Source organism: Shewanella sp. Arc9-LZ (genome assembly GCF_010092445.1).
Lineage (GTDB): Bacteria > Pseudomonadota > Gammaproteobacteria > Enterobacterales > Shewanellaceae > Shewanella.
The window spans coordinates 1,098,443-1,120,531 of record NZ_CP048031.1; the positions used below are offsets into that span (position 1 = coordinate 1,098,443).

Annotated in this window: 20 protein-coding genes; 11 read left to right on the forward strand and 9 right to left on the reverse strand. The window is 43.0% G+C overall.

Features of this window, described 5'->3' with window-relative positions; translation table 11 throughout:
• Positions 1–108: 108 nt before the first annotated feature.
• From cobT to cobO, 5 genes are read left to right on the forward strand one after another with little or no spacing between them, the layout of a single operon-like run.
• A complete protein-coding gene (gene cobT / locus GUY17_RS04750; protein ID WP_162022470.1) occupies positions 109–1,164 on the forward strand; it encodes a nicotinate-nucleotide--dimethylbenzimidazole phosphoribosyltransferase in 1,056 nt (351 codons plus the stop codon).
• Between the two features lie 9 nt (positions 1,165–1,173).
• A complete protein-coding gene (locus GUY17_RS04755) occupies positions 1,174–1,959 on the forward strand; it encodes an adenosylcobinamide-GDP ribazoletransferase (protein WP_011636351.1) in 786 nt (261 codons plus the stop codon).
• The gene (gene cobU / locus GUY17_RS04760) at positions 1,959–2,489 is read left to right on the forward strand and encodes a bifunctional adenosylcobinamide kinase/adenosylcobinamide-phosphate guanylyltransferase (RefSeq protein ID WP_162022471.1); all 531 of its coding nucleotides are present in this window, start codon (positions 1,959–1,961) and stop codon (positions 2,487–2,489) included. Before GUY17_RS04755 ends, cobU begins: the two co-directional genes overlap by 1 nt.
• Positions 2,489–4,060: a cobyric acid synthase gene (locus GUY17_RS04765; RefSeq protein WP_162022472.1), complete on the forward strand. Its 1,572-nt coding sequence runs from the start codon at positions 2,489–2,491 to the stop codon at positions 4,058–4,060. Before cobU ends, GUY17_RS04765 begins: the two co-directional genes overlap by 1 nt.
• Entirely contained in the window at positions 4,057–4,695 is a 639-nt protein-coding gene (cobO, locus tag GUY17_RS04770) for a cob(I)yrinic acid a,c-diamide adenosyltransferase (RefSeq protein WP_101085867.1), read from the forward strand. Before GUY17_RS04765 ends, cobO begins: the two co-directional genes overlap by 4 nt.
• 156 nt (positions 4,696–4,851) lie before the next feature.
• Here the strand turns inward: cobO and GUY17_RS04775 are convergent, their stop codons facing one another.
• Positions 4,852–5,622: an ABC transporter substrate-binding protein gene (locus GUY17_RS04775; RefSeq protein WP_162022473.1), complete on the reverse strand. Its 771-nt coding sequence runs from the start codon at positions 5,620–5,622 to the stop codon at positions 4,852–4,854.
• Between the two features lie 148 nt (positions 5,623–5,770).
• Positions 5,771–6,127 carry a helix-turn-helix domain-containing protein gene (locus tag GUY17_RS04780; RefSeq protein WP_101085863.1) on the reverse strand — a complete coding sequence of 119 codons (357 nt, stop codon included), beginning with the start codon at positions 6,125–6,127 and terminating at the stop codon, positions 5,771–5,773.
• Positions 6,128–6,237: 110 nt separating this feature from the next.
• On the opposite strand from GUY17_RS04780, the gene GUY17_RS04785 reads away from it, so the two are divergent.
• The 3 genes from GUY17_RS04785 (at position 6,238) to GUY17_RS04795 (ending at position 9,699) form a co-directional block, all read left to right on the forward strand.
• Positions 6,238–7,605, forward strand: a complete 1,368-nt coding sequence (locus tag GUY17_RS04785) for an aldehyde dehydrogenase (RefSeq protein ID WP_162022474.1) — start codon at positions 6,238–6,240, stop codon at positions 7,603–7,605.
• Between the two features lie 137 nt (positions 7,606–7,742).
• Positions 7,743–8,537, forward strand: a complete 795-nt coding sequence (locus GUY17_RS04790) for a 2OG-Fe(II) oxygenase (protein ID WP_162022475.1) — start codon at positions 7,743–7,745, stop codon at positions 8,535–8,537.
• A 580-nt stretch (positions 8,538–9,117) separates the two neighbouring features.
• Positions 9,118–9,699 (forward strand): hypothetical protein, encoded by a 582-nt coding sequence (locus GUY17_RS04795; protein WP_162022476.1) that lies wholly within the window; start codon positions 9,118–9,120, stop codon positions 9,697–9,699.
• A gap of 110 nt (positions 9,700–9,809) precedes the next feature.
• Here the strand turns inward: GUY17_RS04795 and GUY17_RS04800 are convergent, their stop codons facing one another.
• The 4 genes from GUY17_RS04800 to GUY17_RS04815 all read right to left on the reverse strand — a co-directional run bounded on the left by GUY17_RS04800 (position 9,810) and on the right by GUY17_RS04815 (position 14,448).
• Positions 9,810–11,534 carry a pseudouridine synthase gene (locus GUY17_RS04800; RefSeq protein ID WP_162022477.1) on the reverse strand — a complete coding sequence of 575 codons (1,725 nt, stop codon included), beginning with the start codon at positions 11,532–11,534 and terminating at the stop codon, positions 9,810–9,812.
• Between the two features lie 90 nt (positions 11,535–11,624).
• A complete protein-coding gene (gene bla, locus GUY17_RS04805; RefSeq protein ID WP_162022478.1) occupies positions 11,625–12,410 on the reverse strand; it encodes a subclass B1 metallo-beta-lactamase in 786 nt (261 codons plus the stop codon).
• A 266-nt stretch (positions 12,411–12,676) separates the two neighbouring features.
• Positions 12,677–13,060, reverse strand: coding sequence for a VOC family protein (locus GUY17_RS04810; RefSeq protein WP_101085857.1), 384 nt, complete (start codon positions 13,058–13,060; stop codon positions 12,677–12,679).
• Positions 13,061–13,125: 65 nt separating this feature from the next.
• The gene (locus tag GUY17_RS04815; RefSeq protein WP_162022479.1) at positions 13,126–14,448 is read right to left on the reverse strand and encodes an AarF/ABC1/UbiB kinase family protein; all 1,323 of its coding nucleotides are present in this window, start codon (positions 14,446–14,448) and stop codon (positions 13,126–13,128) included.
• Positions 14,449–14,628: 180 nt separating this feature from the next.
• On the opposite strand from GUY17_RS04815, the gene GUY17_RS04820 reads away from it, so the two are divergent.
• A complete protein-coding gene (locus GUY17_RS04820; RefSeq protein ID WP_162022480.1) occupies positions 14,629–16,203 on the forward strand; it encodes a sulfotransferase in 1,575 nt (524 codons plus the stop codon).
• Positions 16,204–16,330: 127 nt separating this feature from the next.
• Here GUY17_RS04820 and GUY17_RS04825 read toward each other — a convergent pair whose 3' ends face one another.
• The 3 genes from GUY17_RS04825 to GUY17_RS04835 form a co-directional block, all read right to left on the reverse strand.
• On the reverse strand, positions 16,331–17,527 hold the full coding sequence (locus GUY17_RS04825; protein WP_162022481.1) for an aspartyl/asparaginyl beta-hydroxylase domain-containing protein: 1,197 nt from the start codon (positions 17,525–17,527) through the stop codon (positions 16,331–16,333).
• Positions 17,528–17,638: 111 nt separating this feature from the next.
• On the reverse strand, positions 17,639–18,667 hold the full coding sequence (locus GUY17_RS04830; protein ID WP_162022482.1) for a sulfotransferase: 1,029 nt from the start codon (positions 18,665–18,667) through the stop codon (positions 17,639–17,641).
• 58 nt (positions 18,668–18,725) lie between these two features.
• The gene (locus tag GUY17_RS04835; RefSeq protein ID WP_059746537.1) at positions 18,726–19,268 is read right to left on the reverse strand and encodes a hydrolase; all 543 of its coding nucleotides are present in this window, start codon (positions 19,266–19,268) and stop codon (positions 18,726–18,728) included.
• A 131-nt stretch (positions 19,269–19,399) separates the two neighbouring features.
• On the opposite strand from GUY17_RS04835, the gene GUY17_RS04840 reads away from it, so the two are divergent.
• Positions 19,400–20,437, forward strand: coding sequence for a DUF2235 domain-containing protein (locus tag GUY17_RS04840; protein ID WP_162022483.1), 1,038 nt, complete (start codon positions 19,400–19,402; stop codon positions 20,435–20,437).
• Between the two features lie 248 nt (positions 20,438–20,685).
• Positions 20,686–21,504 carry a cobalamin-binding protein gene (locus GUY17_RS04845; RefSeq protein WP_277949082.1) on the forward strand — a complete coding sequence of 273 codons (819 nt, stop codon included), beginning with the start codon at positions 20,686–20,688 and terminating at the stop codon, positions 21,502–21,504.
• The last annotated feature ends 585 nt before the right edge of the window (positions 21,505–22,089 follow it).

Below are 22,089 nucleotides of genomic sequence, written 5' to 3' on the forward strand. Positions count from 1 at the left end.
ACATAGCTAAGAATTAGATAAGCACATAGATAAGCTCTTTGATAAGCACTGGATGAGTGCTGCAATACATCATATTGAATTTTATCTGCCCGAATTGTTGGAGTCGCCATGTTTGTTATAGAAGCCGTTAAGTCAGATGTTGATGCCAATATTCAACATAAGATTAATCAAAAAACCAAACCATTAGGGGCGTTAGGGCAGCTAGAAACCTTGGCGCTACAGATTGCTCGGGTGCAGTACCGCGGCGATAAACAGTCGTTAAGCACACCGCTGCAAATCACTAAACCAACGATGTTAGTGTTTGCTGCCGACCATGGTATTGCCGCTTACGGCGTGTCGATTGCGCCAAGCGAAGTGACCACTCAAATGGTACATAATTTTGTCCAAGGCGGCGCGGCAATTAATGTGTTTTGTCGCCAAGTCGGGTTTGAGCTTGAAATTATCGATTGCGGAATATTACAACCGCTTACAGGCCAAGCCAATGTTATCGACCAACGCTTAGGCGCAGGCACTAAGGCTATGCATTTAGCTGCGGCTATGCCACTTGAAAAAGTCGCCCAAGGGTTTGAATTTGCTCGACAGTTGGTTGCTCGCCATGTTGATGCCGGTTGTAATTTAATTGCTTTAGGTGAAATGGGTATCGGCAATACTTCTGCTGCGACTGCGGTAATGTCAGCTATGCTCAATATTGATGTTGAGCAATGTGTTGGTAGAGGCACGGGAATTGATGATGCTACCTTAGTTATTAAAACAAAACTCATTAACCAAGCACTTGATTTACATCAACATGAGTTAGTTTCTCCTGAAGCTATTTTGGCTCACGTTGGCGGTTTTGAAATAGTGCAAATGACCGGGGCGATACTTACAGCTGCGGAACAAAAAATATTAGTGGTGATTGATGGTTTTATCGCTACTGCTGCAGCATTAGTTGCGGTAAAATTATCTCCACAATCAAGAGACTATTTAGTTTTTGCTCATGAGTCGCAAGAGCAAGGACATAAGCTTCTGTTACAACAGCTACAAGCAACACCATTGTTGTCGCTGGGATTAAGACTTGGAGAAGGCACTGGCGCTGCGTTAGCGTTACCGTTAATTCAAGCTGCGGTGAATTTTTACAATCAAATGGCCAGTTTCGATGATGCTGGCGTTAATAATGTGGTTTAAGGGAACAACATGTCTGGCGAGATAAAATGGTTGCGGCAGTTAAATTTATTTTTTGTGGCGATGAGTTTTTTTACTCGGATCCCCGTTCCATCGTGGGTGGTGATTGATAGCGATAAACTCAACAAAGCTAGCCGTTATTTTGGTTTAGTGGGCTTACTCATTGGCTTAATTTGTGCGTTGGTATTTTGGCTTGCACAGCTGATTTTACCGGCAAGCATTGCCATTTTATTAGCCATGGTCGCGGGTGTATTAGTGACCGGCGCCTTCCATGAAGACGGCTTAGCCGATACCGCAGATGGTTTTGGTGGTGGTTGGACGGTAGAAGACAAGCTGCGTATCATGAAAGATTCGCGTTTGGGCAGTTATGGTGCCTTGTCGTTGGGATTAGTGTTATTGCTAAAATGGCAATTGCTAGTTGAGCTGGCTTTATATAGCCCAATGGCGGCGGTAAGTGCGCTTGTAGCAGGCCATACACTCAGCCGCGTTGTGGCATCAAGCTTGATTTTTAGTGAGCAATATGTCCGTGATGACGACACCAGCAAGTCAAAGCCGATTGCCCAAGATCAGCAATTAAATGATTTATTTATTTTAATCGCCAGCGGTATTTTTGTGTTGTTATGGCTTAATGGTGTCGCGGCATTTGTGCTGTTTATTACCTTGTGGCTAGTTCGCATTTTGTTAGGCGGCTTTTTCCGTAAACAAATTGGTGGCTACACCGGTGACACACTAGGCGCTGCGCAGCAAATCAGCGAAGTGTGTTGTTACTTAGTTATTTTAGCGGTTGGATTAAGCTAATGATTCATTTGGTGTTAGGCGGTGCGCGTAGCGGTAAAAGTCGATATGCAGAGCAATGTGTGGCGGAATACGCTGCTATTGGTTATTCATGTGTTTACTTAGCCACAGCCACAGCGTTAGACCATGAAATGTCTGCGCGCATTAATCAACACCAACAAGACCGTATGTCCAGCGTCCATAGCTGGACATTGCACGAGCAAGCTTATGACGTTGGCCAAACATTGTTGGCGATAGATAAACCACAACAAGTCATATTGCTCGATTGCCTGACGTTATTATTAACCAATCACTTATTGTTAAATGACGGCGCCTCGTGGGCCACGCAAAAGTCATTACTCATCGACAGTTTGTCTGCTTTGCAAAGCGATGTGGTGTTAGTCAGTAATGAAGTGGGCTCGGGCATAGTTCCCATGGGTGAGTTAAATCGTCGTTTTGTTGATGAAGCGGGCTGGCTCAACCAAGAAATAGCCGCAATATCTGATCAAGTCACTTTGGTGGTCGCAGGCCTACCGTTGGCCTTAAAAGCATAATGTCATTGGTTGACGATCAATCTCCAAAAGCTCCAACATTACGTGGCGCATTAATGGTGCAAGGTACCACCTCTGATGCAGGTAAAAGTACGCTTGTAGCAGGTTTATGTCGTTTATTTTCCCGTCAAAACATTAATGTCGCGCCTTTTAAACCACAAAATATGGCGCTAAACAGTGCCGTGACTATTGATGGTGGTGAAATTGGCCGAGCCCAAGCATTGCAAGCTATTGCTTGTGGTTTAGCGCCCCATACAGATTTTAATCCGGTGTTGTTAAAGCCAAGTTCAGACACTGGCGCCCAAGTCATTATTCACGGTAAAGCGTTAACTACATTAGAAGCCAAGGCCTTTTTCGGACCCGAGAGTTATGGTTATAAAACCTTAGCCTTAGCGGCAGTGATGCAATCTTACAGGCGCTTGCAGCAACAATACTCGTTAGTGGTGATTGAAGGGGCGGGCAGTCCGGCAGAAATCAATTTACGTGAAGGTGATATTGCCAATATGGGCTTTGCCGAAGAGGCAGATTGCCCAGTGATCATTATTGCTGATATTGATAAAGGCGGTGTGTTCGCCCATTTAGTTGGTACGTTGGCATTATTAAGCCCGTCTGAGCAAGCGCGAGTAAAAGGCTTTGTGATAAATCGTTTTCGCGGTGATATCAGCTTGTTGCAGCCAGGAATTGATTGGCTTGAAGCCTATACCAACAAACCTGTATTAGGCGTATTACCATATTTGCACGATCTACATCTAGACGCTGAAGATGCGTTAATTGATACCCCTCAAAGCTCATTACCGACAGCATTATCTGCCAACCAGCGTATGTCTGTTTTGGTGTTAGTGTACCCAAGGATCAGTAATCATACCGACTTTGATCCGCTGCGTTTACACCCGCATATTGATTTTCATTATGTGAGTATGCAGAGCATAGCTCAATCATCCCATTGGCCCGCTGCAGATTTAGTCATATTACCTGGCAGTAAGAATGTTCGTGCAGATTTAGCTTTTGTGCGTGAGCAAGGTTGGGACATCGCCTTAACAAAACATTTACGTTATGGCGGTAAAGTCATCGGCATTTGTGGCGGTTACCAAATGCTCGGTGAGCTTATTGATGATCCTTTAGGTATTGAAGATAATGCTGGTTGCAGTGACGGATTGGGCTTATTACCGATTACGACCGTATTAACTGCAAGCAAAACCTTAACTCAAGTAAGGGGTCACTTACGCTTACAAGACCAGCAGGCAGAGTTTAGTGGTTACGAGATCCATTGTGGTGAGTCTTCACTCACTCAAAGCGACGTTATCCAGCCGCTATCGATTGAACAATACGCCCAGCAGCCAATGGCGATGGCCAAGCTTGATGGCATGGTGAGTAATGATCAACAAATTTTAGCGACCTATGTGCATGGATTATTTGACCATCCCGCTGCATGCCAACTTATTTTGCAATGGGCTGGCTTAGACAGTCGCCATACTATCGATATTAACCAAATTCGCGAGCAGCAACTAAATCGTCTTGCCGGCGTATTAGAAGCGCATTTGGACATGAATACATTGAAAGGAATAATCTCATGACAACTGATAACCACGAAAATGAACAAGCTAACACTATTGATGCAAGCAAAGCTGAACGTCATAAAGCCCGCCAGCAGAAAGTCAAAGTGGGCGTTGATGCCAAAATTGCCGCAGCGCAAGACGAAAAAGGTATTTTGCTGGTACTAACCGGTAACGGAAAAGGCAAATCGACATCTGGTTTTGGTTCGATTACCCGCGCTGTGGGCCATGGTCATAAAGCCGCAGTGGTGCAATTTATTAAAGGCACTTGGGCTTGTGGTGAACGTAATTTACTCGAAGGTGCTGGAGTGCCATTCCATGTAATGGGTACCGGCTTTACCTGGGAAACTCAAGACAAAGAAAAAGACACCCAAGCAGCAATGGAAGCCTGGCTTGAGGCAGAAAAACTGCTTAAAGACGAATCGATAAATATGGTGCTGCTTGATGAGCTGACTTACATGGTCAGTTACCACTATATCGAACTTGAGCGAGTATTAACCGCTTTGAGAAATCGCCCAGCGATGCAGCATGTGATTATTACTGGCCGCGCTTGTCACCGTGATATCATTGAGTTGGCCGATACGGTCAGCGAAGTACAGCCGATTAAACATGCGTTTAACGAAGGTATTAAAGCCCAGTTAGGCTTTGATTATTAAAGTTATTTTTTATTTTTAATTATGGCCTGCGACTACGATGTTTGTTGATGCTGCTGAATGCTTTAAACATAACGGTTTTAAGCTACTCACACTTAACAAGTTAATCAACTCACTTGCTCTGCTCGCAAGGCATATTTCGGATACTTACGCCGATTATTACTCTGTTGCCGTAGGGAGGATGTTTGTTGGGGTGAACCAGCGAGCAGTTATACTTTCAAGTTGGCCACTTTGAGTTAGGGTGTTTAATGCTTGGCGCATGCTTTTGGCTAATGCTTCATCTGTATCTTTATGGGTGGCAATACCAATGGGCATGTTTACCACAGGCAATACAGCGGTAAAATCGCTTAGTTTAAAGCCCATTTTTTTAACGTCTTCGCGAAAACCCACTTCGTTATTGTAAATCAAATCTACGCGGTCAAAATTAAGCATTCTTAGCGCCGCTAGTTGGCTTCTTACTAGGTATACATTGGGATGTATTCCATCGAGTTTAAGCCGATCTAGTGAGGCATCGTTTCGCGATAATGCCATAGAGTAACGATTAATATCATCTATGGTTTTAAGCTGAATGTCGGGACGATTACTTTTTCGATAGATCATATCTTGCACAGTATAAAAGTCGCCTATCCATTTGAAATAGGCTAAGCGTTTGTTGGTATTGGCAATTGAAAAAATGAACGTATTCGGGTACTTCTGCGCATTATAATAAGCGCGGCTCCAAGGCATGATTTTAATATTGATATCAAAATCAAGATATTGCTGGGTAGCATGTAAAATATCGATCGAAAAGCCTACCAATTCTCCTTGAGAATTTAGCGACTGAAATGGAGGATAGCTTTCTGTGTAAAAAGTGACTGCAGGTCTAGCATTTGAAACTGGCGAACTGAAAAATGTAATGATGAAAATCACCACAGATAAGTAGCGGAACATAAATAACAACACCTTAATTTAAGGCTTCCATGCACTTCATATCCGTTTTATAACAAGTCTAACATAGTGTTATTATTTTGTGATCATTAACCCGTTGTGTTGTCAGATAATTAGTCATCTGTGATGATCAACAGGCCATCGTACCTTGTTAAACAATATATTCATCAGCCCAATCTTTTAAACGTTCTAAAATATCCAATGCAGTTCGGCCAAGTTCGGTAATGCTATAAGACACAGCAATAGGACGGTCACTAATCACATGTCGAGTCACCAGTCCTTGGGCTTCTAATTCTTTAAGGCGCTGATCGACCATTTTTTTACTCGCCCCGCCTAACATGCGCGATAAATCATTAAATCGCACTGGACCATCTTGCAAGTGCCATAATATCGATGCTTTCCATTTACCGCCTAATACCCGCATTCCACGCTCGACCGAGCAGGGTTCAGCACAAGCATTAATAACTTTTTTTTGACCGTTAGTCATTGTTTCAATTTTAGTTTTCATTAATTTAACTTAAGTTATTCTAGGTTACTAAAAGTATACTGGTTGCTTTTGTATTCCATTGTAGCAAAATAGACATTAATTAGACTAGTACCATTAAGGAATGTTTCTCCATGGCAGTATTAACCTCTTACGATCCCGCTAGTTATCACAAAGTCGATGGCGGAGAGCATATTGAAGCCACTGCGGTTGGCAGTGTTGAAACCTTAGCGATATCTCAGTTACCACAAGTTGTCGCCAACGCTCAAGTTGCACAAAAGGCGTGGGCTCGTTTGTCATTAATTGAACGCCAACAATATGTGGTTAAAGCATATCAGCAGCTTGTGGCAGTGCAAGATGAACTGGCAACATTAATTGGCCAAGAAATGGGTAAAGATTATCGCCGTGCCACCTATGAAGTTGGCGGTACAGTGCAAAATGCACCTTATTTTGCAGGTGAAATAAGCGATGCACTAACCACTGAACAAGTTGATAATCGCACCGAATTACAATATCGACCATTAGGTGTAGTGGCAGTGATTTCGCCGTGGAACTATCCGATAGCCATGGCTAACAACTTACTAATGCCTGCCTTAATTGCGGGTAACAGTGTGATATTAAAGCCGTCTGAACAAACTCCGCTGGTGGCCGAGTTATTCATTAATACCCTTAATAAGGTGCTGCCAGAACATGTGTTGCAAGTGGTTCAAGGTGATAAAGCCCTTGGCCAAGCATTAGTGGCAGCAGACATTAATATGGTGGCGTTTACTGGGTCGATGGCCGCAGGTAAACACATTATGGCCAATGCTGCGTCTGGCTTAAAAAGGTTAGTGATGGAGCTTGGCGGTAATGACCCCTTGATTGTGATGGCTAGCGCTAATATCGATTCCGCGGTTAGATTTGCAGTCGCTAGTTCGTTTGAAAATGCCGGACAGATGTGCACTTCAACAGAGCGCGTTTACGTGGATGAACGTATTGCTGATGAGTTTGAACAAAAGGTGTTGGCTTTAGCCAGTCGTTACCGTGTCGGTAAATGGGACGACGCTAATGTGAATATTGGCCCTATAGTGAATCCAACCCAACACCAAAAAGTGCTTGAACAGTTGCAAGATGCCAAAGCCAAAGGAGCGAGCTTTTTACTCGGTAGTGATGAGTATCCATTACCGTTTATTCAGCCTACTGTGATCTCAGGTATTACCCCTGACATGCTCCTAGAACGTGAAGAAACCTTTGGCCCTGTGGTGGCTATCAGCCGTTTTAGTGATATTGATGAAGCCATTCGTCGTGCTAATAACAGTCACTATGGCTTAGCTGCAGTCGTGTTTGGTGGTCAAGGTGCCAAAGCCGTTGCTGAACAACTTGAAGCTGGCATGGTTGGGGTTAATCAAGGTGCTGGTGCGGGCAATGCTCCATGGGTAGGAGCAAAGCATAGTGGTTTTGGTTTTCATGGTACTGCTGCAGGGCATCGCCAATTTGCCCAAGTGCGAGTGATGAGTTATTAATTTCTGGGTTTAACCCATATTGATGAGTAAGCCGTCATTAGTAAGCTTTTATTTGTAGAACATCATTAGTAAACAGTCATTAGCACACTTTTTAGTAAAGCATTGCTAGCCCATTTTATGGTTAAAGGTATAAACAAATGAACACAACAAGTGTAAATTCAGATTATTTTGTGGTGGCACTAGAACCCGGCGCTGAACATCCGGCTTTGCCAACATGGGCTAATCATCAAGCTAATGTGGCTGAGCTTAATGAAGCAGAGCTGACGGATGCTGAGCGGGCTAACGTGAGTAAAAAAATGTTAGCCGAAGTACCAGGTGCGTTCCAATTAATGAATGTATTGACGCCAGATGAGTGCAAACGGTTAATTTCGGTCAGTGAGTCGATGGGCTTTTTACCCGACGCCGCGGTGTCATTACCACGCAATGTACGCCATAACGACAGCTTAACCTGGGTGGTTGATAACACCACAGAGCAAGTGATTTGGAGTAGAGTTAAGCATCTTATGGATTATAACTTGGGCATTTTTGGTGGTAAAGCTGCTTTAGGATTAAATAATCGTTTTCGTTTTTATCGCTATAACGAAGGCGATTTCTTTAAGCCACATTCAGATGGTTCGTGGCCTGGAAGCCAAGTTGTAGATGGTCAGTTAGTGCGAGATGCCTTTGGTGATCGCTACAGTCTGCTGACATTTTTAATCTTACTGACAGAAGACTTTGAAGGCGGTGCAACGCGCTTTTTAGTCAATGCCGACAACCCAAGCTTACCAGCAAAACACGGCGATAATATGCGCCAAGTTGATGTGCGAACGCCTGCGGGGAGTGTGTTGTGTTTCCCACATGGCATGCATCCGCTGCATTGTATTCATAGCTCAGAGCCTATTTTCTCTGGGGTTAAATACATTATCCGCACCGATGTGTTGTTTGAGTTGTAACATTATTCATCAATATGGGTTAGCTTATTGATAAGCTAACCCATTAGTTAATCACTGTATTTTTTAACTAAATAAAGCACCAGGTTCGCTTTTTTAGAGCCGTTGTTGTACTTTTCCTCCTTGCTTAATCCTCGTGAATTAAGTCGATGTTGGTAATCCGCCATGTATTTTCTGCTCCATATAAGCACGCTGCTATCAAATTTACTCGCTTATCTCTTTCAAGAATAAACTGCTATAAAGCTGATCAAATAAGCTTACTCTTCGAGGGCACTATTATGATGGCGAATGCTCGTCAAATAAAATTATCAGCGTAAATAGCCAATGATATGGCTAGTATTTTTACCCATTAGCAGTGACAAAAACATACTGATAGCCAGAGGTGATACGGTGCAATAAATCAATTAAGTAAACAGATAAAAAGTCGATGAGTTTTTTACTATTGAGTTTATCAATCGGCACTATTGCCCCCCGAGTACACTATATTCATTAACGCGATTTAATGTGCCGCAGTACTTGCTATTTGACTGACTAAACTATCTAATTGCGCCGCTTTCCTAACCACATATATAGAGACGTTTACATGAAATCAGTACTGTGTAGTTTGTTTGTTGTCAGTGTTATTAGCCTATCTGGATGTGCTGCACCGCAGAATAATTTCGCGTCTAAAGTGAAAGCCGAAGGTGAGCAACACCTCGACTTGTCTCAACAGTGGGAACAAGGACAAAAAGACCTCAGAAAAGGTAACAGTTTATTAATCGATGGGCGTGAGTTAATCGGTAAAGGTAAAAACCAAATTCGTGAAGGTGAAGCGTTAATAGCACAAGCCAAACAAGCTGCGCAGCAACAACGTCAACTATTTCAGTCGATGGCGAATACATTAAACGGCGCTCAAAATGGTGCCCGTGCAGTAGTGTTAGTCGACAGGTTAGATGATGTAGCCGATGCTTGGGAAGATGCTGAAGATAAGTATGCAGATGGTAAAGAGCTGATTGAAGACGGCAATACCAATGTTGCTGAAGGCGAGAGTTCAATTGAACAAGGCCAAAACATGGTGACGAGCGGCCGTAGTAGAATGCAACAAGCGGAATCTACCTACCAACAACGTACTGGTAAAGGTTTAGTCGAGCAAATGCATTTAGAAGAGCAACCTAGTAACTTCTAATCAATAGAACTGAGACTAATCAAATAAACCGATATTGTTAATTCAATATCGGTTTTATCGTTTCTAGCGGATCTACTTTCAGCAAAAAGCGATTATATTATACGACAGCTCTATTCAAAATCGGCTTTGATTTCAAACACCATATCTTCGCCGGTCACTGGATGATTTAAGCCTAAATATTGGGCGTGTAAATGCAATCTGTTGGTCGCAACACCGTATAAATCATCACCTACTATTGGCATGTGCAATCCGTCATGATGAGCACAATGCATGCGTAACTGATGGGTTCGCCCCGTTTTAGGATACAAGTGAACTAAGGTTTGATGTTGTTGACGTTGATACACTTGCCAATGCGTTTCGGCATGCTTGCCATGTTCATAACACACTAGCTGCTTAGGACGGTCGTCTAAATCTACCCGCAATGGCAAACTAATATCACCCTCATCTTGGCTAGGCACCCCCTCAATTAACGCGATATAACGTTTGGTCACGCTGCGTTGAATAAACTGTTGTTGTAGGGCTTTGTTGGCTTCTTTGGTGAGAGCAATCACCATTAAGCCTGATGTCGACATGTCTAGGCGATGGACTATCAGCGGCCCCGTCGCATTGGGGAACAGCTGCTGCATACGGCTAAACACCGAGTCGGTGATATTTTTGCCAGGTACCGATAATAGTTCCGCAGGTTTATTAATAATTACCATCGCATCATCTTGATAAATAATATCAATGTGCTGATCTTTACCCGGATTAATCAACAGTGGATCGTTATCAACTTGCATGCCTTTTAGCATGTGGGTCAAAATAGGTCGGCATTTTCCGTGACAAGCGGGGTAGAAGTTTTTGTGCTGTTTTATCTCAGATTTAGGCGATGAACCCCACCAAAACTCTGCCATGGCAATCGGGGTCAATTGATGTGTAAACGCGTATTGTAATAACTTAGGTGCAGCACATTCACCCGCACCTGCAGGTGGCAAATGGTTAGGTGCGTCATTGAATATATCGTTTAAATCTCGCGCTTCACCCAAGACATTCAAAAACTGATATTGAGCAAAAAGTTTGTTTTGTAATCCATTTGAAAGTTGTTTGCGCTGACGTTTAAGCTGTTTGATTTGCTGCGCAAGTGCATCTAAGGCCAGTTTAGTGACTTCAATTTGAGTCTGCCACTGTTGCTTTAACGCGTTCAGCTGATGCTTTTGTTGCACACTTTGACGGCTTAACTCGATAGACAATGTTTTATGGCTATCGTCGTTAAGGCTTGCTTGCGCTAATGCATCATCTGCTTGCTCACGTTGCAGCTTACGCATTTTACGACCTTCAACTATTGCGTTACGTTGCTGCTCAAGTTCACTTTCCGCTTGGTGTTGTTGCGCAGTTAACGTCGCGGTTAATGTTGCCAGTACTGGATTGGCTTCTTGCTGACTAATCGACAGATTAATTTGGTTAATCTGTTTATTTTCATGACTGAAAAAACTGTCTTGGGTCAGCATATCAAACACCGGCGGCACAAACGGCGGCAAGATATTTTGGTCGGCTAACTTACCTGAAAATGCGGCTAAAAAACCAAGTTGCCCGTGCGTGTCTTTAACCACCAACACACCAAACATCTTACCAATCACCATGCCAAGGTCATGTTCGCTGTCTAAGCCAAAATTATGTCCCCAGGGATTCGTCTCAAGTAACACCTGCTGCAACTGCTGTGCTGCCAGTATCGTCAATGGATGAGGTTGATAATAAAACGGGAAGGTAAAAGATTCAGGTAACCCTTGTTCGGCAAGCGTGTTATTGAAAGCTATCGCATCATTAAAAGGAATAAAGCACGGGTCGTTAACAGACATCAAAAACACACTCACTACACTAAAGGGCGGCTATTTTACCCTTTCAAACTAGCAGATGCATTATTTACTGAGCTCGGTTGTTTTGGAATGTTAATCTAAACGTAGTTTGGCAAGGAAATCGTTAACCAACCCTTGAGTATGATCAAGCAACTGAGCATTACCAATGGCGCCATGCCCTGGCACAATAACCTCAGCGTCAGGATATGTCGCTTTAACCTTACTAATCGTTACTGGCCAATCGGTTAACGATGCCTCTGCAATGTAGCCCATACTCTTACTGTGAGCGCTTTTTACCAGGCAGCCGCCAAACAGTAATTGCGCCTTAGGGAGCCATACCACAATGTTATCTAGCGTATGGCCAGCGCCTAAATAGCGAGCTTCGAGTAAACCATTAGCTAGGATAAATGAGTCACCATCAAACGGCTGGTTTGCGAGAGTTTGATGTTGTGTGGTCAATATTTTCTGAGTCATTGCAGACACATGAGTGCTAACCCCAATACTGTTTAAATAACCTATCCCAGCCGTGCGGTCGGCATGAGAATGAGTCGAAATACTGGCTTTGAGTACAAACCCTTGCTGCTTTATCCACTCGACTAACGCAATAGTGTCTTTCTCGCTCCATGGAGTATCGATTAAATAAGCCTCTTTGCCTTCAACAACCACTAAGCCATTAGCATCGACCAAACCAAAGTTTTCAGTTTTGAAATATGACTGATATTCAAATAGTTGGATTTGTGTCGCTTGAGCTTGGTTAGCCGTAACCAAAGCATTGCTACTGAGCGGTGTAATAGTCAGTTGGCCTGATGACTCAGCGCTCATCGCAAGCGGTACACAGCAAATAAAACCAACTAGTAATATCAATATTCGTGAAAACATAATGGTACTCAATTAACGTTCAGTCAAAGTTCAGTCGAAAAGAATAGGCGTCAAAGTGTATCACTGAATTTGTGAGTAATGGATAACATAGAGGGAAGTCATGCCTGATGACATTGGTTGTTTGAAGCGGATAGTGTTGAACGAATCGATGGGCAATAGTCTTAAGCTATGAATTCTTAAGCTATCAATAATAGATGAAACCGTACTGGTTTCATCTATATTTGGACATAGTTATTGATAAGAGACGTTACTATAAATAACGACGATTATGCCTTTGGTCTGTGCAATACACAGACTTTGTTACCAGAAGGGTCGCGCAAGTAAGCTAGATATAATGGACCATTTGGACTGTCGCGAACACCAGGAGCATCTTCGCAAGCTTCGCCACCACTTGCCACACCAGCAGCATGCCAAGCATTGGCTTGCTCTGCGCTATCGGCATGAAAACCTATGGTGCTGCCATTACCATTACAAGCGGGTTCACCATTAAGTGGTTTAGTGAGGGCAAATACACCTGCGCTAGTAACATAAAAACAACGGCCTTTAGGATCAATCATCCCAGGTTTAATGCCTAGTGCGCCAAGTGTGGCGTCGTAAAAGGTTTTTGATTTGTCGATATCATTAGCACCAAGCATGATGTGGCTGAACATTGTGACTCTCCTTGTTGGGGTGAATAAACACCAATTTTATTTATCTATTTTACTTATTTGTTAACTTATTCGTTTTTACTATTAACTACCTGATTAAACAGGGCGTGTACATTAATATTGGCGTTAAGTTTAGCGGCTAATAAATACATGCCTGCTAACTTGCGATGTATGAAAATAGCATCGGTTGGTGGTGTGTGCCATTCATTTTGTTGAGTGCTCATGGCTTTACCTGCCTGAGTGATCCTTTTAGCCAAATTACTTGCACCAAAATCATACGTTCCTTGAGTACGTAATGGCTCACAAGCTTGGTAAAAAATATCAATAATCAGTTGTTTTTGTTGTGGGTCGATGGCGTCTTGAAAAAAGCCGATCTGTTGTGCCGCTTGTATCATTTGTTGTTTATCATCGGCAATCGCACCTTGCATCAATTGCATATAACCTTGCGATAATGTGTCGCTAATGGTGCGAGTGGCGCCAAAGTCGAGTAATACAATTTTCTGGCTGTCGGCTTGATACTGGAAATTGGCAAAATTAGGATCGCTTTGCACCAGTTGAAAACAAAACAGCTCTTTAAAACACAGCTCCATCAAGGCACTTGCAACCTTGTCACGAATGTCTTGCGGATACTGTTCGACCGATTCAATTGCGGAGCCTTCAACATATTGCATACACAAAATGCTGTCGTTGCTCAATTTCGGATACACCTTAGGCACGACGAAGTGAGGACTGTCGCCTAACTGTTGCTGATAGAGTGCGATTTGCTGTGCTTCAAAGTGATAGTCTGCTTCGTTATGTAACTGCGCTTTAGCTTCGGCCAATAAAGTATCGAGTTTTACGTTAGCGGGGATTAACCGCGAGACTTTTAATAGGCTGGCAACGTTATCTATGTCGCTGTCGATGCTGTCGCGGATCCCTGGATATTGAATCTTTATCGCCAGCTTTTCGCCAGTATCCAAATAGGCTAAATGTACTTGGCCGATAGATGCTGCGGCAAACGGGCGCAGTTCAAATTGGGCAAAAGGTGCTAGCCAGTCATGGCCCCAGTGCTGAACTAATAATTGAGTTAATTGTTTGTGCGGCATGGCTTTAGCGTCAGAACGCAGCTTCGCCAATATTTCAGCCAATTCAGGAGGCACTAAGTCACCGGCATCCATTGACAACATTTGGCCCACTTTCATGGCAGCGCCGCGCAGTTGCGACAGCTTATCTGCCACATGACCAATGTTTTTAGGGGTCATCATCAGTTGTTGCATTGACGGCGATTTACCCTGGCTAAGCTGCTTTGCCCCTTCTAACAGCACATTACCCGCAAGGCGAGAAGCCAGTCCGCCCATTTTTGATAATCGGGACAATCGACTGGTTGGCACTTTAGCTTCATTATTTTTCATCAGATCTCACTTGTGTCGCATGAACTCGTAGCGAATATAAATAATTGTACGCTGAAGTTGATTATTTCGTTCAATATGAGCCAATAGCGTGGTCAAAATTTACTATTTTCTATGTTACTCTGATTTTAGAGGCATTTAAGCCATTCTTTGGGTGAGCAAAACAATAATAAGGACCCTAGTTTGAGTATTATTGAACAATATTTAAGTCAAGCTGAAGCGCTGTTTCAGTCTAAAAACTATTCATCGGCCAGAATGTACGCACGAAAAGTGGTTAAGCGTGATGATAAACACCTTGGGGCATTGAGCTTATTAGGTCAGATTCATTTACAGCAACAACAATATAATGAGGCCGAAAACTATTTTGTCAGTGCAGCAACTATTGATCCCCATGCGGTTTCAGTGTTGACTGGCTTATTGGCTATTGCTGAAGTGAAACAAGACTTTTTCTTGGCGAAAACGTATTTATTACAATTAATTAATACCCAAAGTAACCTAGGGAAAAATCAATACAAACTCGGATTAGTCGCCACTAAAGTCGGTGATATGGCCTTAGCTGAACAATGTTTTGAATGGTGTGTAGCAAATGATTTTTCTGAACCCGCTGTGCAGCTTAATTTAGGTCATATATATAAAGCCAAAGGCGACACGTTACGAGCGGCAGATTTTTATCAGCAATATATTCAATTAAGCCCAAAGCAAGTGGGTGTAGGCTATTGGAGTTTGGCAGATTTAAAGCAGTATCGATTCAGCACGGCTGATGTAACCTTATTGCAAGGTTTTGCAACCGATGAGTCGTTAAGCAAACAAAATCAGGCATTGGTGTATTTTGCTTTGTGTAAAGCTTACGAGCAAACACAGCAAATCGATAAAGCCTGTGAGTCGATGTTATTAGCCAATCAAATAATGGCGCAGCACAGACCGTTTAAACAAGCCCAGTTTGCCAATATTGTGTTGTCACTACTTGGGCATACACCATCGCCACATATTGATAGCTTGCCGACCGCGAGTCAAACACCAATTTTTATTGTTGGTATGCCTCGTTCTGGTACCACATTAGTAGAGCAGATTTTGGCTTGTCACAGCGACGTTGGTGCTACCGATGAGTTACCGTTTATGGAACGCTTTGCGCTGCAAATGGACATGTCGGGTGGCTATAATGCAAGACTAAGCCAGCTTTCTGCCAGTCATATCGATCAATTCCGCCAACGGTATTTAGCTGAAGTGAATCATTACTTTAGCGATGCACCAACCTATGTAATCGATAAAAACCCAAATAACTTTTTACACATAGGGCTAATTAAAACCTTATTTCCTCAAGCAAAAATCATTAATGTGGTACGTAATACCGTCGACAATGGCTTGAGTGTATTTAAGCAGTTTTTCAGTTTTGGCCATGACTATTCGTATTCGTTTACGGGTATTTCAAGTTACTGGCAACATTATTTAGACATCATGCAACATTGGGATAGGTTGTACCCTAATGAGATTTTACATGTTTGTTTTGAGCAATTAGTGCGTGAACCAGAGTCACAAATTCAACGCATATTAGATTACTGTGAGTTAACGACTCAAGCGCAATGTTTTACCTTTTATGAGTCTGACCGAGCCGTATTAACGCCTAGCGCTAGTCAAGTTAGGCAGCCTATGAATCCTAAGGCAATTGGTCAGGCAGACAAATATCAAGCTTTTATACCTGAGCAAATAGCCGAGTTGGATGCCATTGCGAAAAAAGCAGCACTGCAATTCTTTAGTTAAGCAGAACTTGGAATAAGAATTTGCTATAAGCCAAAACAACCTAGTTTGGCTGACTTTATAGAAATGGCGCCTCAGGGCGCCATTTTTGTATATATTCTCAGATAAACCTATGCAGGTATTCTTCTCACTAATTCACTTTACCGTGACAGGCTTTATAGCGCTCGCCACTGCCGCAGGGGCAAGGACTATTGCGAGATGGCGGTGCAGCAATAGTGCGGGCGTTATTTTTAGCTGCTGTTTTTGGTATTATTGTTGATGTTGATGTTGATGTTGATGTTGCTGATGCAGATTTTACGGATGCTAAATTTGCACTTTTTGGTGAGTTTTTTGGCGAAGTAATAACCTGTTTGCGTGTTGCTAATTGCTCACTAAGTTCAACATTCATACACGCCACGATAACCAATTGTTCGAACGCCTTTACCGCTGAACCAGAATGGGTCAGTTGCAGTGATTTAGCGCACTGTAGTGCTTTTATCATGGTTTGTTCACGTAGCGCATGATAATGTGGCCAACCTGCTTTAGTGCACTCATATTGCAGCCATAACATCCGCCAATCGGCCACAAACTCTGCGATGACTACTGAAAATGCATTCACTTCGGCAATCTGATTTACAGGGTTGTGTTTAACCTCAGCTAACAACTCATTAGTTAAGTATTCAACCTCAGCAACAGGCATGATCACTGGGGCATTAAATTGCTCGGTGATGAAGGTTGTAGATGAGCTTGGGTTAAAGCCGATTAACTGACTGTTTAATGCTGTTGATTGATCATCTGCGATTGAACGCGAGTGTTGAAACACCGTGCGCCAAAATTGACTAGAACCTGCTAAATCAACCACTAAATGAACTCGGTATTGGTCGCTGTTATTCTCCACTTTGTGAAACTTCCACGAGTCGAAAATCCAACACTCTCCGGCGCCCATATGCACTTGTTTGTCATGGCAAAAAAACTGTACTTGTTCGGTGGTAGTAATCGGAATATGCACTCGAACCCGTTTATACCAATGATAATTAATGTCTGAATGCAGTGGCACTTGTGCACCTGGCGCTAAGCGCATTAACCTTGATCGGCTGAGCACCTCACCAAATGAGGCGAGTATTTGCTTGATGTAAGGGCTTTTTGCTAACGCCGCAGTGGGCAACATTGGCCCTTTAAAATCATTATTAAATTCGCCATTGACTGATATTAACGGAATAGCCGAATTACCCTGAAAACCTTCATGATGAGTTACCCAATCTGCTTCGGTAAATTGTCCGATCTCTTTGGTTAATTGACCAACATCAAAGCGAAAAGGTAACTGATAAAACTCATGGGGTAACTTCATAATTGGGCTCTCTGTAATGCGGCGCTTAACGTTATGATTTTCTGAACCGGTATTTTTACCCGTTCTACTGACTATTTACAAATGACTTACTCAAATGACTAAATCAAACGGCTAACGCAACTGGCCATGGCATTGCTTAAATCGTTTGCCAGACCCACAAGGGCAGGGACTGTTACGAGATACATTTTGCTCGCTTGGCGTAGCGAGTTTTTCAGTTGGTTCGGGTGTCAGTGCTACAGGCTCTGCAATGTCGTGTTGCTGCCATTGAGTGTCATAGATTGGATGACCGCGCTGGCGTAAATGACGATTGATTTTGTTCAGTGTTGCAGCCGTACTCGGCCAAATTTTGGCGATGTCATGATAATTTTCGAGCCACTTATTGGCTTTAGGTGTCGAGATGGTGTAGCGAGAATGCGCTAATGGCTTACTGCATAATTGCGCTAAAGCAGGGTCAAAATCCGTACCGGTAAATTGGCATAGTTGCTTAACGGTTTTCGCAGGATCTGCAATTAATTGATCATAAGACACCATGCACCAGCGATTACTGTCGATCTTTTGCAATGAATCCATAATCGCTTCATTAGCAGATTGCCATTGAAACGCGGCAATAGCCTGTAATGGCTGGCGATTAAGTTGCTGCCATTTTTCTGGTAGCAGTAGCGACCAATTACGCTTATCCCATCCCGGTAGATTTGGGTAAGTGACAAACTTATTCGACCGCCACGCTTGCATAATACTGCTGATGTTTTCTTTAGGCTCCCTCACTAAATAGATAAATAAAGCGTCGGGAAACAGCGCATTAAAAAAGTCGACCCGCAAACTGTTTTTTGGGGTTTTTTCTAAAAAGCGGATATTAGTCGTATCAATACTATCGGGTTTATTACCCTGATTATCTTGCAGCGCATCGCTAAAACGTAGCAGTAATTGCTGGTGTAATTCGTCATCGATATCTTGTTCCGTTAACGCATTAGAACTAAATTGACGATAGGCGATATTCAGCTTGGGTATGGTTTCAATTAGCGCATGACTTTCGCCGCCAATGGTCCATATAGACTGGCTTTTTGATAGAACTTCGAACAACAAAGTGCTGCCTGAACGAGGCGCGGATAAAATAATAATGGGCCGATCAAATTGATGCATAGCGGTATGATGTTATTGTTATATTTTTTAACATCATACCCACACCGATATCATATGGCTACTTTATCAATTTCAGTAGAGCCTTAAAGCGGTCACCTTGGGCAACATGTTGTAGCTCAAACAGTAGTGATTCAACATTGGTGAGATTGGCACCATCATTAAGCATCATTTGCACCCCAAGTACTTTATTGTCTGTACCCCTTGATGCAACAGCATCGGCAACAAGATGCACTTGATAGTCGTTGGCCAGTAAATCTTTGCACGTTTGGTAAACGCAAACATGGGTTTCGATACCCGCAAGAATGACATTATTGCGGTTTAATGCTTTAAGTTGTTGTTTTGCTTCTTCACAATGCCAGCCACTAAAGTGCTCTTTAGCGATAGGTTTAGTTGTTTGCGATAATATTTGTGCGAGTTCGTCGCTGGTATGGCCTAATTTATTGGGTAATTGTTCTAACCAAATAATCGGAATATCAAATAGTTGTGCACCTTGAATTAATACTGCAAGTTTTTGGTGTAGTTGAGCTGATTGCTGCATAACCTGGGCTAGCTTGCCTTGTACGTCTACAATCATTAATACACTTTGTTCTGCTGTTATCATGGTCAGTTACTCGAATGATTAAGTGAGCTGTCGAGTATTGGTTATTTTTACCGTGGTGCAAATAAGCATTTAGTCTATTATGGCTATGATAATTTTTATGAATGTTCGCTCAGAGAATGTCAGGGATTGATATGAATAAACGTATTGTCATTTGTGCCGATGGAACCTGGAATCGGCCAGAAAAAGATCTTGAAAAAGATCACGCCACTAATGTACTTAAACTCGCCAGAGCCATCAAACCCATTACTGATGATGGTGTACCGCAACAGGTGTTTTACGATTGGGGAATTGGTTCGTACTATGACTCCATGATTGGTGGGGCAACTGGGCGCGGCTTACATAAAAACATTATGGATGCTTATCGCTACATAGTGCAAAACTACTCTCCTGGCGACGAGATATACCTGTTTGGTTTTAGCCGTGGTGCATACACAGTGCGTTGTTTGTGTGGCCTCATCAATAATTGCGGTATTGTCACTCGGCCAGATGCCAAGCTTATTCAGCAAGCGTTTGACCACTATAAAATGAAAACTCAACCTTTTTCACCAGATGGTGATCGCTCTGTGGCGTTTCGTCAGCAACATTCGCATCCTTCACGTGAAGTGGCTTTTGTTGGCGTGTGGGACACCGTAGGGGCGATGGGGATCCCGCTGTCTTTTTTAGGCATGTTTGAAGATAAAGATGAGTTTTATGACGCCAAGTTAGGCCGAAATGTCAAAGTGGCTCGCCATGCACTCGCGTTAGATGAGCATCGCAGCGATTTTGAACCAACCATTTGGGCACCTCGTACCAGCATAGACATACAGCAGGTTTGGTTTATTGGCGCCCACAGTAATATTGGTGGTAGCGTTGCCCCCAATGATGACGGTAGCACCTTGTCTGATATAGCGTTGCAGTGGATGATAAGCCAAGCGCGAGCAGTTAACTTAACGGTCGAGTTACATTTAGCCGATGCTTTATTGCCTAATCCTATGGCGGATATTCAAGATTCATATCGCAGCTTTTATCGGGTTAAAAAACGCTTTATACGCGAGCTTGACCCCGAGCAAGCGACGATATTATTGCATCAGTCGGTTAAAACGCGCTGGCTGAATGACAGTAATTATCGACCGAAAAATTTGGTAAATTACATTGATAACCATGGTTGGCCCGATAAACTGGTGCAATAATCTGTGTTAACACCATCATTAAATAACGAGTGCTAGCAATCACTAATAGCAACCACTAATAGCAACCATTAGTACTACTAATAGTCACAACTAATAGTCACAACTAATAGTCACCACTAATAGTCACCACTAATAGTCACCACTAATAGTCACCACTATTACTATTCATTACTAAAAACATTTCGATTAAGGACAGTATTTTGCTACGTGTATTTTTATCGCTCATCACAGTGATTGGGCTCTCGTCTATATCACTCATTTTACCCGCGGCTGAATCGACGGCTTCAGATGATTTACAAGATAAGCCGCCGGCAAAACGGATTATTGCTTTATCGCCTCATGGAGTTGAAATGCTGTTTGCTATTGGTGCCGGCGACTCAATTGTTGCCACCACCGATTATGCCGATTTCCCTGCAGCAGCTAAGAATATTCCGAGTATTGGTGGTTATTACGGTATTCAAATCGAGCGAGTGATTGAACTGAATCCCGATTTGGTGCTGGTGTGGCAAAGCGGTAATAAAATGGAAGACATTAATCAGTTACGTGATTTAGGTTTTACCGTTGTGAATAGTGATCCTAAAAGCTTAGCTGATGTTGCGACGGATATTGAACTGCTGGGTAAACTCACCGGACATTCGGTTAAAGCCAAGCAAGTGGCCGATGACTATCGTCAGCAATTGGCTGATATTACGTTGCAAAACCAAACGAAGCCTGCGGTAAAAGTGTTTTATCAATTATGGTCAACACCGTTGATGACAGTTGCTAAGGGCAGTTGGATCCAAAACCTTATTGAAGTGTGCCATGGTGAAAATGTGTTTTATGATGCAGCAAGTGAGTATCCACAAATTAGCATCGAAAATGTGTTACTAACTGGCGCACAAGTGATTTTACAAAGCCAAGATGAAGGCAATATTTTAGGTATTAATTGGTCTGACTGGCCTGAGCTACCCGCGGTAAAAAACCAGCATATATATCAGTTTGATGCCGATTTACTGCATCGGGCAACCCCAAGGGCAATTCAAGGCGTTAATGCGGTTTGTGAGGCGTTGGATAAAGTAAGAAAGTAAGACTTTATTTCGTCGTGCAGCATAATCGATTTCTTATTTCGTCGTGGCGGTATATTCGATTACTTATTCCGTCATCCCGGTAATGATTGTGAGCCGGGATCCAGCTTTTTTGTTCAAACTTCGTTTTAATTAACATCGCAAGGTTCCACCCTGCACGGGCCAAATACTTTGTCATTCCGGTAATGCTTTTGAGCCGGAATCCAGGTGTTTGCTTGTTGCTTTTATGGCCTGCGGCCACTAACGTCGTGGCGCTTCACCCACACCGGATTTTTCAAACTTCGTTTGAATTAACATCGCAAGGTTCCACCCTGCACGGGCCAAATAATATGTAATTATGGCCTGTGGCCACTAACGTCGTGGCGCTTCACCCACACCAGACCAAGAGGAAACCAACGGCTGTTCCCTCTTGGAACTCCCAGCCGCCCCGCAACATTTTCAAACAGCGAAAAGGTCGCCATGGGGATAGATCCAGCTTTTGACTTCGTTTGAAATCTTCTTCGGCCTTATTCGAAAATGCTAACGCTTCCGATGGTACATCCTGTACCGCGAAAGCTAAGCTCACATCCATGTGAGCATCACGCTATT